The organism is Arthrobacter sp. NtRootA1 (genome assembly GCF_019976975.1).
Classification (GTDB): Bacteria; Actinomycetota; Actinomycetes; order Actinomycetales; family Micrococcaceae; genus Arthrobacter; species Arthrobacter aromaticivorans.
Window position 1 is genome coordinate 4,922,539 of the sequence record NZ_AP024630.1, and the last position, 14,186, is coordinate 4,936,724.

A 14,186-nucleotide genomic window follows, 5' to 3' on the forward strand; every position below is an offset into this window, starting at 1 on the left:
TCTTTTGCGCGAATTTTTGTCAGCAAATTCCCAGACTGTCGGCGACTCCATGTACTCTCAAGTCACTTACACCCGCCGGCCATCTGCGACCGGCCTAATCTGGGGGAACCATGGGGAGCACTCCTCTGCGCCGCGTGCGCAGCTGGCTGGCCGCATTTATGGGCAGCGCTATTTTGGTCGGCGGGCTGGGTTTGGCACCTGCAGCCCACGCCGATGACGCCTTCGCACCGGTACCTGTAGCGGTCTCTACGACGCCAGACGCGATCAGCGCTGGAGGACAGGCAACATCACGTGTCACCCTTCAGGCATCCGGTCCAATCACTGACGTCTACGTCCTGTTCCGGAATACTGCAACGGGCAAATTGCACACGACGATGACGCAGGGCTCTTACAGCTCCGCTGATTCGACGTACTCGTTCGACGTCTTCTTTGCACAGGGGACCCCGCCGGGAACGTACCTTGCCCAGTACATGCAGATTCAAACCGCAGCTGGTCAGGAAGTTGGTTACTGGCGCGATGGTTCCTTGATCCACAATCCCGGCAACCTCCCCGCCTCCGGAACTGCGGCTGTGGCCTTGGACGCTCTGGACTTCAACTACGTGACTCCCGTAGACATCGATCGTCCCCACACGTCCGGCTTCTACCGTGCCGAGTATTGGGATCAGTACACCATGAGCCTGTACGTCCGGGACTCCTGGGGACGCCTCGGATTGTTCCCTACCGGCGGAAATGGCACGTGGCAACAGGCATATGAAGTCGGCTCGGGGTGGAACATCTTCAACACTATGTTCGCTGCCGGCGACTTCAACAACGACGGCGAAAATGACGTCATCGCCCGTGACAGCGCCGGCTCGCTCTTCCTTTATCCGGCCGGCTGGCATGGCGGTTGGTATCCGAGGCAGCAGATCGGTTGGGGCTGGGGAATCTTCAGCAGCATCTTCGCCGCGGGCGACTTTAGTGGAGACGGCAACAACGACCTCCTTGCCCGCAAGTCTTCCGGTGAGCTCGTGCTGTACCCGGGCAATGGCCAAGGCGGATTCCTGGCTGCTTCAACCATCGGCTGGGGATGGGGCGGCATGACTTCTGTGTTCTCCCCTGGCGATTTCGACGGCGACCACAAGCCTGATGTCCTGGCCCGCGACGGCGCCGGAAACCTTGTCTTCTACGGTGGCAATGGTCATGGCGGGTGGACCACCAGCCGTGTGATCGGCCAGGGCTGGAACGCCATCACCAAGCTCGGCGGTGCCGGCGACTTCGACGGCGATGGCGCCAACGACGTCTGGGGCATCGACACCTCCGGCCAGATGCGCATGTACTACGGCAATGGCTCAGGCGGGTGGAAGGGCTCCGCTGTAGTCGGCTGGGGCTGGGGCGGCTTCAACGCTGTTTTCTAGAGCTACCCCTCATCGCGCAGGAAGGGGCCCTGACCGGATTGACTCGGCGGCGTCCCTGCGTTCGCACCGCATGACCCTTACTACCGCCAATTGAATCTCACCCACCCTTCTCCTGGAGGACCCCTTGGAGCCCTGTACACCTTCACGCAACGTAGCGCCACGGCTGCGCCGTTTACTTTCAGTCCTGACAGCTTCCCTGGTGGCAGGTCTTCTTATGGCTCCGGCACTGCCTGCTGATGCTGCTGAGCCTGCAATTGCAGCACCGACCCGCTACGTGTACACCAACGGGACTCCCGTTCTTGGCGGCGATCCGACAGTTGGCGGATTGATGAAGGTAGACATCTCGTCGACCTTTGCCTACGTCTTACCTGAGGGCGGCTCGCCAACCGTTTCGTACTCCTGGACAAGAGACGGAACGGTGATTCCCGGCGCTACAAGTGCTACTTACCGCCCAACCGCTGCCGACCTCGCGAGGGTGATCGCGGCGAACGTGATCATCACCTACGACGCCGACTCACAGCTGACTGTGGAAGCAGCAAATCCGCTGCGAGTGGCAGCAGCTGCACGCGCGCGTGGTTTCAATGGAGACGGCACGTTGGATCTCTTTGCCCGCGACTCCTCGGGCCGTTTGTTGCTGTATCCCACCGATGGACACGGCAATTGGCAGACCCCACAGGTCATCGGCTGGGGTTGGAACGGCTTCAACCTGCTGGTCTCGCCCGGCGACTTCGACGGCGACGGCGCTGTCGATGTTTTGGCCCGCGATGGGCAGGGACGCCTCTTCCTCTACCAAGGCAACGGTTCCGGAGGGTGGAAGAAGGCTCTGCAGGTAGGACAGGGTTGGCAAGGATTTAAGGAACTTCTAGCGCTCGGCGATTTCAACGGGGACGGCACAAACGACATCCTCGCCAAGGACGACGCAGGCAACCTATTCCTCTACCCGGGGAATGGCGCAGGCGGCTGGCTGACGCCCACGCGCATTGGACAGGGCTGGCAGGGTTTGGAGTCAGTTGGCGCCGGACACTTCTTCGGCAACCATGACCTCGTGGTCCTGTCACGAGACTGGACGGGTTATCTCATGGCACGCACGGGGCATCGGAACGGCTGGTTCGAGGATTATGGCGCGCCGGGCAGCTACGCAGGGAGCATTGGCTGGGGCTGGGAGACCGTTGCTCGTTTTGGGGTCGCAGGCGACTTCAACGGAGACGGTGATTCCGACGTTTACGGGATCGATCGAAATGGCCGACTGACAATGTATCTGGGCGATACTTCGGGTTACTCATACTCCGGCATCGCCGGCTACCGATGGAAAGGCTCACCGGTCGTCGGCTGGGGCTGGGGAGGCTTCACCGCCGTTTTCTAGGCCTATGCCACACTCTTGATCTTGACCACGAACACGGCCCCAAGGAGTCCGATGACGGCGGCGGCTACGTACAGCGAGACGTAGCCGCCCCAGTACGTGACGAACGGGAAAGCGATGAGCGGGGCAACCACCTGCGGCAGCGAGTTCGCCACATTGATCACACCCAGATCCCTGCCACGGTCCAGCGCCGTTGGCAGGACCTGGGTTATCAGTGCGAAGTCCACTGCCAAATAGGCTCCAAAGCCGATGCCGAGGACGATGGCGCCCGTGATGGCGCCGGCCCACGTCGGCGCAAACCCGAGAATCAATGACGCAATAGCGATGATGACGGACGAGGCGATGACCAAAGGCTTCCGCTTGCCCATCCGATCGCTCAATGTTCCGCCAATCACGCTGGTGATAATCACCATGACCGCATACAGGCCAGTCAGGATAAGCACTCCGAACGCGGGTTCGATGCCCTCGGTTTCCTTCACATGCACGGCATCGCTGAGGAAGAACAGCAGATAGAGCGTGACCATGTGGTTGCCGATGTTCACCAGCAACCGCGTGAGCCATGCCCAGGCGAAATCTGGATAGAGCGCCGGCGAAATCCAAAAATCTTGGAAAAACCGCAAAAGGCTGAACGGGGGACGCGCCTGGACTGGAAGCGGCTGGTCGTCATTCTTGAACAGATACAACACGACGCCGGCAAGCAGCGCCGCTGCACACACCAGGTAGCCGGCAGCAAAGTTTCCAGCTACGACGGCGGCAATCACCGCGCCCGCCAGGATGCCAACTGTCTGTCCCATGGCTGCCAAGCCACCGACGGTGCCGCGTTGCGGCACTGGAACGCGGTCTGGAATCGCAGCGGTGATTGCCGCATAGGCGCCGTTGCATCCGGCCTGCACCAAGCACCACAGCACCGTCATGACGGCGACGTTCGGTGCTCCCGCCAGTCCTACGAGTGCTACCGCGCCCAGGATTGCTCCCACGAGGACCCACGGAACGCGACGTCCGAAGCGGGAGACGGTACGGTCGCTGAACGCCCCGAACAAGGGATTGGCCACCAAGGAAACAGCGGCGCCGCAGCCCGTGACAAGAGCCAGAATCGCTTCCTTTTGTTCTTCATCAAAGTGAGCCGCCTGCTGGCCCAACAGCACCTGAATGGGGCCGAAGAACGCCGCGTTGATGCCCACATTGATGAGTACAACGCCTGTAATCCATAGTGCCCGGACACGGTCCACAGGCTCGGCCAGGGCAGTGGCCGTACCGCCCCGCACAACGGCAGGATCCGGAATTGGACCGGGCAGGTCGGACAGGCTCATGGCAGGTTCCCCCTAGTTTCAACGTCTGGATTCAGATTAGCGCGCGTGAAGGGCATGGGATCTAAGTTGTTGTCAGTTATCCACATAGCCAACGACGTGCCGTGCCGCTCACGTGCCGTACGCGTTAGTGTGGCCTCAAACATATGGAGGAGAAGGACATGAGCGAGCAGATTAATACGGCTGATCTCTATGACGATCGCGGCGATGAATTGGAATCGGTAGCAGTCCAGTTCCAGAACCTTGGCGGTCACACGCACTTCAGCGGACAGGTACGTACCATCAGGTGCTTCGAGGACAACGCCCTGGTGAAGACAGTCCTTGGGACGCCCGGCGAAGGAGCCGTTCTGGTTGTTGACGGTCAGGGATCATTGAGGACTGCCCTCATGGGAGACATGATCGCCGAAAGTGCCGTAGCCAATGGTTGGGCAGGCGTGATCATTAACGGAGCAGTCCGGGATCGAGAAGCCCTTGCGCGCCTGCCGCTGGGCATCAAGGCGCTGGGCAGCAACCCGAAGAAAAGCGCAAAGACGGGTGTAGGTGAGGTTGATGTCCAGCTGGTGATTGACCGCGTGAGGATCCAACCCGGCGTAATGATCTACAGCGATCCGGATGGCATTCTCGTGGAACGCTGACGCCGGGACTGGCCGACTTACGAGAGTTGTTCAAGAAACATTCTTCTTCCGGGAATCAAACAGGCATTAGGATAGTTACTGAAAGCAACTATCCTGCTTAAAATCCACTTTTCTGCCACCTCTGGAGAAGATATGTCCAAATCTGTGCCCGTCAGGGCCGCCGGCGAGGTCCTGACGCATCGTCAGACACTCACCGTCATGGTGGGACTCATGCTCGGCATGTTCCTGTCCTCACTGGATCAGACCATTGTGTCGACGTCCATCTACACCATCGCCAACGACCTCGATGGCTTGTCACTCCAGGCATGGGCCACTACCGCCTACCTCATCACTTCTACTGTGAGTACGCCGCTCTACGGCAAGCTCAGTGACATCTTCGGGCGCCGTCCGCTGTACTTGGCAGCCATCCTGATCTTCCTGGCCGGTTCCCTCTATGCCGGGTCCGTCCATTCCATGACGGAGCTTGCCATCGCCCGTGGCGTGCAGGGCCTGGGCGCAGGTGGCCTTTTGGCGCTGGCACTGACAATCATCGGCGACATCGTTGCTTTGAAGGACCGGGCCAAATACCAGGGCTACTTCATGTCCGTATTCGGTATCTCCTCCGTTCTCGGTCCTGTCATCGGCGGCGCTTTCGCGGGAACATCGAGCATCCTGGGCTTCGACGGCTGGCGCTGGGTATTCTTCATCAACCTTCCCATTGGCCTGGCGGCACTCACCGTGGTCTTTATGTTCCTTCACCTGCCTGCCCGGCACGTGAAGCAGAAGATCGACTATTGGGGCGCTGCAGCCATCACCCTGGCAATCGTTCCGCTCCTTCTTGTCGCTGAGCAGGGCCGGTCCTGGGGTTGGGCATCGGGCGCATCCTGGATCTGCTACGGCCTTGGCGTCATCGGTATCGTGGCCTTCTTGCTCGCCGAGATGCGGGCCGGGGACTACGCGCTGATCCCCTTGCGTCTCTTTAAGAACGCAACCTTCGGTTTGTCATCCTTGCTGAACTTCATCATCGGCATCGGCATGTTCGGCGCCATCGCAATGCTGCCCATGTACTTGCAGCTGGTGAAAGGCCTCACCCCCACCGAAGCAGGTCTGATGATGATCACCTTCACGGTGGGCATCCTGTTCGGTTCCATCAGCGCCGGACGCACCATCTCGTCGTCGGGCGTTTACAGGATCTTCCCCATCCTGGGTACGGCAATCCTGGCCGGCGCCGCGACGGTCATGGGCCTTGTGCTCGGTGTGGACACTGGCCTCTGGGTCCCCGGACTCATTGCCGTGTTCTTCGGAGTCGGCTTGGGCTTCTGCATGCAGCCGCTGACACTTGCCATGCAGGTATCGGTACCGCCGAAGGACATGGGCGTCGGAACCTCCACGGCGGCATTCTTCCGTTCCATGGGTGGAGCCGTGGGCACGGCCGTGTTCATCTCCATGCTGTTCAGCCTGGCCGCGGACAAGATCGCCGATGGCATGAAGTCCGCTGCTTCCAGCCCGGACTACCAAGCGGTCATGAAGGATCCGGCCGTGGCGGCAGATCCTGCGAATGCCAAGCTCTTCGACTTCTTCAAGAATGGCGCCAACAACGATTCCCTGAACGACACCAGCTGGCTGCACGCAGCCAACAGCACGCTCACTAGGCCCATCACCGAGGGCTTCGCACAGGCAATTGACACTGTGATGCTCACGGCAGCTGGCCTCATGCTCATCGCCTTCCTCATCAGCTTCGCGTTGCCGAATAAGAAGCTCATGGACCCCAAGGCGGCAGCCAAGGAATCCGTCCCCGCCCACTAGGCGGTACCGGCTCCTCGAATACCAGAAACGGCAGGCGGTCATCGGACCGCCTGCCGTTATTGTTTTTGGAGCCATGGTCGTTCGAAGTCGGTGTCCTTCACTGCTTGGAGATCAGTAAGACTCCTGGACAAGGCGCTGGGCCTGCTCAAGGTCGTCCCGCAAGTCGCGGTCCTGAACGTCGGACGGCAAGGTGAAGCCTACCTCCATCATGGCCCGCAGCCTGGGGCTGCTGAATTCCTCCGGATGCCTGCTTTGCGCGCGGAGCGCCCGGGACGCACAAACAAGCTCGACGCCGGCGACGGTTGCCAACGCGTGCGCAGTGGACTCCAACTGTGCAGAACCGAGAGTCGCGAAGCTTGCATCTTCCTCGGCGCCCAGGGAAAGGTTCACGGTTTGCAGGCTTACCGGCTGCGCGTTGGCGCGAATACGGCCCACCGCTGCAGCGGCGACGTACTCCAGCATCATGACGCCGGACTGGCCTGCGTCATCGCCTGCAAGGAATCGGTGGAGACCTGTGAAAGCGGGATCGCTGAGACGGCTGACTCTGCCAAGCGTCGTTGTACATGCAGCACCAAGTGCCACCTGCAGGCCGTCGATACGCCGGGCGAGCGTGGACATATGGAACAGGCCGTGGTGTGCCACGCCGTTGGTGCCGTCTTCCACGGAGCCAAAGACCATAGGATTCTCATGGCCCGCTACAGCCAAGCGCTCCAGTGTGATCCTTAGCGACTCCAGTTCCTCCCGTACCGCACCCAGCGAGTGCGGCAGCATGCGCAGACAATACGGATCCTGAATCCTTGCAGGCTTGCCTGATCCAGCTACCAATTCCCGCAGAATAGCAGCCACGTCCGCTGTTGCGTCCGATTCACTGGCCTTTGCTACCTCCGGGGCAAATGCCTCCAGATTCCCTGACATGGCCGTGAAGGAGAGCGCGCTGATCGTGGTCAGGTTCTCCATCAGGGTGGCCAGTTTCTGGTGGGCAAGGATGGCCTGCCCGATGGTCAGGGCACTGGAACTTATGAAGGGAAGCGCATCTTCTGTGGGCCAGGAAGCCAATGGCACAGGCACCGGCTTGCCATCCATCGCGGGACGCTCACCCAAGAGTGTTAGCGCAGTTCCGGCCAGAGCAGGAAGATCTGCCGTGCCAATACCGCCGAACTCCCGCACTTCCGGCAAAGTATCTGCGTTCAGCATCTCCACGACCGCTTCGGACAGAGCGGGGTTGATCCCGGAAGCGCCCGCGGCCAGTTGCGATGCTCTGACCACGAGCATGGCCCTCACCGTTTCCCGGTCAAGGGCACGTCCGGCGTCCACGGCATGGCTCCGAAGCAAGTTGAGTCCGTGCTGGTCGGCGGACGCATCCGATGTACCCAGGGTCACGGAGCGGTTGGCTCCAACACCCGTGGACCGCCCGTACACAGGCCGTGCCTGTGCCGTTGCGCGGGCTGAGCGCTGTGAGGCAGCCATGCGTTCGATCGCCGAAGGAGCTAGAACCACCTTCTGGCCGCCAACTGCAATTGCCACGACGTCAGCCAACTCTAATTGCACTCCATCGATCACGATCATGAACCGATCCTTTCATTCGCGACCAGGTGCCAGCACCCAACTGACTGGCAGTTGTGGTTGTTGTGAAGGCTCGTGGCAACCACTATTGCCAGTCAGTTGGGTTACTAGGCTTCGTTCATGGGGATGCGGACGCCGCGTTCGTTGGCGACTTCGACGGCGCGGTCGTAGCCGGCGTCGACGTGGCGGATGACGCCCATGCCGGGGTCGTTGGTCAGGAGCCGTTCGAGTTTCTCCGCGGCGAGGTCGGTGCCATCGGCGACGGAAACCTGCCCGGCGTGCAGGGACCGGCCGATCCCGACACCGCCGCCGTGGTGGATCGACACCCAGGTAGCGCCTGAGGAGGTGTTGATCAGGGCGTTCAGCAGCGGCCAGTCAGCAATCGCGTCGGACCCGTCGGCCATGGACTCGGTCTCCCGGTAGGGCGACGCGACGGAACCGGAGTCCAGGTGGTCACGGCCGATCACGATCGGGGCCTTGACCTTGCCCTCGGCGACGAGCTGGTTGAACAACAGCCCGGCCTTGGCCCGTTCGCCGTACCCGAGCCAGCAAATACGTGCCGGCAGGCCCTCGAACTCCACCCGGTCCGCAGCGGCGTCGAGCCACTTGTGCAGGTGCGTGTTTTCCGGGAACAGTTCCTTGATCGCCGCATCTGTCACGGCAATGTCTTCCGGGTCCCCGGACAGCGCCACCCAGCGGAACGGGCCCAGGCCTTCACAGAACAGCGGACGGATATAGGCCGGGACGAAACCGGGGAACTCGAACGCCCGCTCGTACCCGCCCTTGCGTGCCTCATCACGGATGGAGTTGCCGTAATCGAACACCTCGGCACCGGCGTCCTGGAACTCCACCATCGCCTGGACGTGGCGGGCCATGGACGCCTGGGCCTTCTTGGTGAACCCTTCCGGATCCGCTTCGGCTTCCGTGTGCCACTCGGCCACGGTGATGCCCTCGGGCAGGTAGGACAGCGGGTCATGCGCGCTGGTCTGGTCGGTGACGACGTCGATCGTCAATTCGCCGGCCTTGTGGCGGCGGAGCAGTTCCGGGAACACCTCAGCGGCGTTGCCCACGTACCCGACGGACCAGCCGCGGCGCTCGTCCTTGGCCTTCTGGACCTTCGCGATCGCAGCATCCAGATCCGTTTCGACCTCATCGAGGTAGCGTTTGCCGGCACGCCGGCGCAGACGGGTCTCGTCCACGTCCACGATCAGGCAGGCACCGTCGTTCAACGTCACGGCCAGCGGCTGGGCACCGCCCATGCCACCACAACCACCGGTCAACGTCAGCGTCCCGGCCAGCGGGCCCTCGACCGAACCAGCAGCCGCCGAGCCTTCCGCGGCCGGTGCCGGATGCCTGCCCTCCGCAGCGAGCTTGTTCCCGACCGCGGCGAACGTTTCGTAGGTGCCCTGCAGGATGCCCTGTGTGCCGATGTAGATCCAGGACCCCGCGGTCATCTGCCCGTACATCATCAGGCCCTCGGCCTCGAGACGGCGGAACTCAGGCCACGTCGCCCAGTCCCCCACCAGGTTCGAGTTCGCCAACAACACACGCGGAGCCCACTCGTGGGTGCGGAACACACCCACCGGCTTACCCGACTGCACCAGCAGCGTCTCGTCCTTCTCCATGGTCTCCAGGGTGCGGGTGATCGCATCAAACGCAGCCCAGGAACGCACGGCACGGCCGGTGCCGCCGTAAACCACCAGGTCATCCGGGCGCTCAGCAACCTCGGGATCCAGGTTGTTCATCAACATGCGCAACGGCGCCTCGGTCTGCCACGACTTGGCAGTAAGCTCAGTACCCCGCGCGGCCTTAACCGGACGGGCACCAGTAGTGAAATCGGCAGTCATTCTTTACTCCTATGAATCCTGGAAAATCAGCGCAAAGTCAGTGGGATTAGCCCAGGTTCTTGTTCTTAAGCCATTCCTTGGCGATCTCGCCGATGTCCTCGAACTTCGCCACGCGGCCGTTCATCTTGATGAGGTCCTCTGTGGTGAGCGCAGCCGAGACCTTATCCAGGGTTGCCTTCACTGTATCCGTGGACTTCTTCTGGTTGATGACCGGCAGGATGTTCTCTGAGAGGAAGAGGTTCTTGTTGTCCTCGAGCGCCACCAGGTTGTTCTCCGCCAGGGCCGGATCGGTGCTGAAGAGGTCCGCGACCTGTATCTGGCCAGAAAGGAGGGCGTTCAGCGTCAGCGGCCCACCGGCGTCGAGCGCTGAAAATTCCTTGAACTCAAGGTTGTACACGGACTTCAGTCCGGCAACGCCGTTGAGGCGCGTCTTCCACTCCGGCGGCCCGCCCAGGACGAGTTCCTTGGCAACCGGCTGGAGGTCCTCGATGGTCTTGAGCTTGTATTGGTCCGCGATGTCCTTCTTTACGGTGAGGACGTCCTTATCCTGCGCTTCAGAAGCCGTCAGAACAGTCAGCCCAGAGGGGATCTTGGTGGCCAGTTCTTTGGTGACTTCCTCGGAGGAGACTGCCTTGGTGGCGGAATCCAGGTACTGGAGGAGCGCACCGCCGTACTCCGGCATGAGGTCGATGGAGCCGTCCTTTAGTGCGGGGATAGTGACCTCGCGGCTGCCAATACTTGGCTTTTCCGTGACGTTGACGCCCTTGGCCTTCAGGGCCTCGGCGTAGATCTTGGCGATCAGCTGACTTTCGGGGAAGTCAGCCGAACCGACAATGATGCTGTCGCCGGAGGCTCCTGCTGCCGCAGTGTTGGACGTGCTCATAGGGTCCCCGCCGCCGCAGGCACTCAAGGTGATGGCCGCAACGGCGGCAAGGGTGAAACCGGTCAAGTACTTCTTCATGTCAGCTCTCCTGAGATGGCGCTTACAAGGCATGCAGCAGCCAGGTGGGGTGGATGGAGGTGAAACTTACGCGCCGAATCCAGCGCCGGGTGTTGGTTAGACCGTGACGGGGGTCTTCACGGGTTCGGCTACAGGAGCCGATTTGATGGTTCGCCGTGTCAGTCCTGGTGAGACGACCCGGCGGGTGATGAAGGCGAGGAGCTGGTCGAAGAACAGTGCCAGCAAAGCAACGAGGACGGCGCCGGCGACCATTTGGCTGTAATCATTTTGGGCCTTGCCGTCGATCAGGAGCCGGCCCAGGCCGCCGAGCGAAATGTATGCTGCGATGGTCGCAGTCGAGATGATCTGCAGCAGTGCGCTTCGGACACCAGATAAAACCAGCGGAAGTGCGCAGGGCAGCTGGACATCCGTAAGGATCTTCATGGTGCGGAAGCCCATGCCCCGGGCGGCGTCGACGGCGGCAGCATCCACTGCGCGCACACCGGCATAAGTGTTGGTCAGGATAGGCGGCACTGCAAGGAGTACCAGCACGATAAGGCTTGGCAGGATGTAGCCCATTCTCGATGGGAAGGCCGGTGAGATCAGCAGGACCAAAAGGATCAGCAGGCCGACGCTCGGCAGGGCGCGCAGGGCGTTGGCCAAGCCAGCAATCATGAACACGCCTTTGCCCGTTACTCCGATGTAGATGCCCAGCGGCACTGCGATAACCGCAGCGATGGCCAGTGCGATCAGGGAATACAGGAGGTGCTCACCAATCAAGGTCGGGATGCCGTCTGCGCCGCTCCAGTGCGCGGGGTCGAACAAGTAGTTCACGATGCCACCACCTTGGGGGTCCACGGTGTCAGCCACCGGTTGAGAAGGATGATCAGCCCGTCCAGGATCATGGCCAGAATCACGCAGAGGACGATGCCCACGATGATCGGAGTAAAGAAGCGGAGTTGGAAGCCCTGCGTGAACAGGGACCCGAGCTGCGGGATACCCAACAGCGCGGCAACGGAGACCAGGCTGACGTTGGATACAGCGGCCACGCGAAGGCCTGCCGATATGACCGGAACGCCCACTGGCAGTTCCACCTTCATGAGGCTCTGATAACCGCGGTAGCCCATCGCCTTGGCAGCTTGGACGGTGTCTTCAGGCACGGAGTCCAGGGCATCTGCCACCACTCGCACCAGCAGCGCCACCGTGTAGATGGTCAACGCCGCCACGATGTTCAGCGGGTCCAGGATCTTGGTGCCAAGGACAAGTGGCAGCAGGACGAAGAGTGCCAGGGACGGGACGGTGTAAAGAAGTCCTGCAACTCCCACCAGCAGCGGATAGATCCGACGGCTCCGGTGCGCCCACCAGCCCAGGGGCAAGGCGATCAGTAGACCAAGGACCAAGGGGATGACGGCCAGCAGGACGTGCCAGCCGAGCAGGAAAACGATGTTGTCGAACTGGCGGCCCAGCCACTCAAAGTTCATCGGGCCGTCTCCAGGTGTGGTTCGGCCTCGATGGCCTTTACGACGTCTGTGGCCGTCACGGTTCCGATCAGCTCACCATGCTCGTTGACAACCACACCGCGGCGGCTGGGCGAGGAAAGTGCGGCGTCCAGCAGTTGGCGCATCGTTCCCGAGGCAGCTGCCGGGATGCCGCTGAGATTCAGGTTTTCGCGCTTGAGCTCACCGTTAAGAAGCTCGGGTTGGGCCCACCCGAGTGGTTTCCGGCCGCCGTCGACTACCAACACCCAAGCACCCGAAGCCTTGGCGCGGGCCTCCTCTCCGGAAGCGCCGAGCTGAACCACAGCTTCTTCACCGATCGCAACGCTGCCCGCGGTCTTCGTAAAGCCCAGGGAGCGATAACCACGGTCCCTGCCCACGAAGTCCGCAACGAAGTCATCCGCCGGCGAGGTGAGTAGCTCTGACGGCGTTGCCATCTGTGCGAGCTTGCCGCCGACCCGCATCACGGCAACCTGGTCGCCGAGCTTGAGGGCTTCATCGATGTCGTGTGTGACCATGATGATGGTCTTGCCGATCTCACGCTGGAGCCGGAGGAACTCCTCCTGCAGCTGCCCGCGCACCACAGGATCCACGGCACTGAACGGCTCGTCCATGAGCATGAACGCCGGGTCCGATGCCAGTGCTCGGGCCACGCCCACACGTTGCTGCTGGCCGCCGGAAAGCTGCCACGGATAGCGCTTGGCGAAGCTCGCGGGCAAACCCACTCGCTCCATGAGTTCCAGGGCCTTGGTGCGCGCCTTCTGGCGGCTCTCGCCCAAGAGGACCGGCATGGTGGAGACGTTGTCCACGATGGTCTTATGCGGGAAGAGCCCTGCGTGCTGGATTACGTATCCGATCCTGCGTCGGAGCAACGCTGCGTCCATGCCGGAAGTGGGCTCGTCATCAAGGTAGATGGTGCCGCTGGTGGGTTCGATGAGGCGGTTGATCATCCTCAGCGAGGTGGTCTTGCCGCAGCCGGACGGGCCCACCAGAATGGTCAGCTTTCCGGTCGGAGCCTCCAGGTTGAGGCCATCGACGGCGACAGTACCGTCAGGGTACGCCTTGGTGACATTTTCAAATTTGATCATTTCTCTTCCATGCTTTCCTGGGGCACTTCATGGTTTCCGTCGGGTTCCACGAGGATGTTGTCCGCTACCTTCACCAGTTCCTCGCCAAATGTCTGGGCTTTAGCCTCATCCAGGCGGTAGCTGGGAACGACGATGCTGAGGGCCGCCACTGTTCGGCCACCGATCACGATGGGCGCGGCAACAGCCGTAATGTCGTCTTCAACGCCGCTGCGCACGATGGCGTAACCGCGGCCATTCTGTCCGCCAGTCAGTACCTTGCCGGCAGCGGACCCTTCCAAGGGGATGCTCCGGCCGACCCAACTGGTGTGCCGGACAGAGCGCGTACCTTCGACGATGGCAATGTAGATCCCGGTTTCCCCAGGACCGGGAATACTCAAATAGCAGGACTCGCCGGTTTCGGCGACGAGCCGCTTCATGTGCGGCGTGCAAAGTGACACCAAGGATTCCTGCCCTAAGGCGAGGGCTCCCAACTGGATGACGCTGGCTCCCGGACGGAAATTACCGCCCGGATCCCGCGTCACGAAGCCGCTGCCTTCCAGTGTGCGAAGGAGGCGGAGCGCGGTGCTGGCAGAAAGGTCAACCACCCGCGCGGCGTCACTCAGGCTGATGGAGCCATCAGTGCAGACTGCGCTAAGGAGAGCCAACGCCCTTTCGACTGTCCGGGTGGAGGAATCTGCTGCCACTGCACGACCTGCTTTCAAGTGGTCTAAATCACCATGTCTTGCCACTTAGTAAAAATCAATTTTCATCAAATGGCAAGACTTCACGGGA

Annotated in this window: 12 protein-coding genes; 4 read left to right on the forward strand and 8 right to left on the reverse strand. The window is 61.5% G+C overall.

What is annotated here, in order from left to right:
* The first annotated feature begins 110 nt into the window (after nt 1–110).
* Together LDN90_RS22450 and LDN90_RS22455 are read left to right on the forward strand one after the other, a co-directional pair.
* The gene (locus tag LDN90_RS22450) at nt 111–1,394 is read left to right on the forward strand and encodes a VCBS repeat-containing protein (RefSeq protein ID WP_223947192.1); all 1,284 of its coding nucleotides are present in this window, start codon (nt 111–113) and stop codon (nt 1,392–1,394) included.
* A 199-nt stretch (nt 1,395–1,593) separates the two neighbouring features.
* On the forward strand, nt 1,594–2,757 hold the full coding sequence (locus LDN90_RS22455) for a VCBS repeat-containing protein (RefSeq protein WP_223947193.1): 1,164 nt from the start codon (nt 1,594–1,596) through the stop codon (nt 2,755–2,757).
* A 2-nt stretch (nt 2,758–2,759) separates the two neighbouring features.
* Here LDN90_RS22455 and LDN90_RS22460 read toward each other — a convergent pair whose 3' ends face one another.
* The gene (locus LDN90_RS22460; RefSeq protein WP_223947194.1) at nt 2,760–4,064 is read right to left on the reverse strand and encodes an MFS transporter; all 1,305 of its coding nucleotides are present in this window, start codon (nt 4,062–4,064) and stop codon (nt 2,760–2,762) included.
* Between the two features lie 158 nt (nt 4,065–4,222).
* On the opposite strand from LDN90_RS22460, the gene rraA reads away from it, so the two are divergent.
* Nucleotides 4,223–4,696 carry a ribonuclease E activity regulator RraA gene (gene rraA, locus LDN90_RS22465; protein WP_223947195.1) on the forward strand — a complete coding sequence of 158 codons (474 nt, stop codon included), beginning with the start codon at nt 4,223–4,225 and terminating at the stop codon, nt 4,694–4,696.
* A 132-nt stretch (nt 4,697–4,828) separates the two neighbouring features.
* Nucleotides 4,829–6,481: an MDR family MFS transporter gene (locus tag LDN90_RS22470; RefSeq protein WP_223947196.1), complete on the forward strand. Its 1,653-nt coding sequence runs from the start codon at nt 4,829–4,831 to the stop codon at nt 6,479–6,481.
* A gap of 111 nt (nt 6,482–6,592) precedes the next feature.
* On the opposite strand, the gene LDN90_RS22475 is transcribed toward LDN90_RS22470, so the two are convergent.
* The 7 genes from LDN90_RS22475 to LDN90_RS22505 form a co-directional block, all read right to left on the reverse strand.
* Nucleotides 6,593–8,047, reverse strand: a complete 1,455-nt coding sequence (locus tag LDN90_RS22475; RefSeq protein WP_223947197.1) for an aromatic amino acid ammonia-lyase — start codon at nt 8,045–8,047, stop codon at nt 6,593–6,595.
* Nucleotides 8,048–8,151: 104 nt separating this feature from the next.
* Nucleotides 8,152–9,891, reverse strand: a complete 1,740-nt coding sequence (locus tag LDN90_RS22480; RefSeq protein WP_223947198.1) for a urocanate hydratase — start codon at nt 9,889–9,891, stop codon at nt 8,152–8,154.
* Nucleotides 9,892–9,937: 46 nt separating this feature from the next.
* Nucleotides 9,938–10,852 (reverse strand): ABC transporter substrate-binding protein, encoded by a 915-nt coding sequence (locus LDN90_RS22485; RefSeq protein WP_223947199.1) that lies wholly within the window; start codon nt 10,850–10,852, stop codon nt 9,938–9,940.
* A 96-nt stretch (nt 10,853–10,948) separates the two neighbouring features.
* The gene (locus LDN90_RS22490) at nt 10,949–11,701 is read right to left on the reverse strand and encodes an ABC transporter permease subunit (protein WP_223947200.1); all 753 of its coding nucleotides are present in this window, start codon (nt 11,699–11,701) and stop codon (nt 10,949–10,951) included.
* Nucleotides 11,662–12,312: an ABC transporter permease gene (locus tag LDN90_RS22495; protein ID WP_216926299.1), complete on the reverse strand. Its 651-nt coding sequence runs from the start codon at nt 12,310–12,312 to the stop codon at nt 11,662–11,664. Before LDN90_RS22495 ends, LDN90_RS22490 begins: the two co-directional genes overlap by 40 nt.
* Nucleotides 12,309–13,415 (reverse strand): ATP-binding cassette domain-containing protein, encoded by a 1,107-nt coding sequence (locus tag LDN90_RS22500; protein WP_223947201.1) that lies wholly within the window; start codon nt 13,413–13,415, stop codon nt 12,309–12,311. The genes LDN90_RS22495 and LDN90_RS22500 overlap by 4 nt, the downstream gene beginning before the upstream one ends.
* A complete protein-coding gene (locus LDN90_RS22505) occupies nt 13,412–14,098 on the reverse strand; it encodes an IclR family transcriptional regulator (protein ID WP_223947202.1) in 687 nt (228 codons plus the stop codon). The genes LDN90_RS22500 and LDN90_RS22505 overlap by 4 nt, the downstream gene beginning before the upstream one ends.
* Nucleotides 14,099–14,186 lie beyond the last annotated feature (88 nt).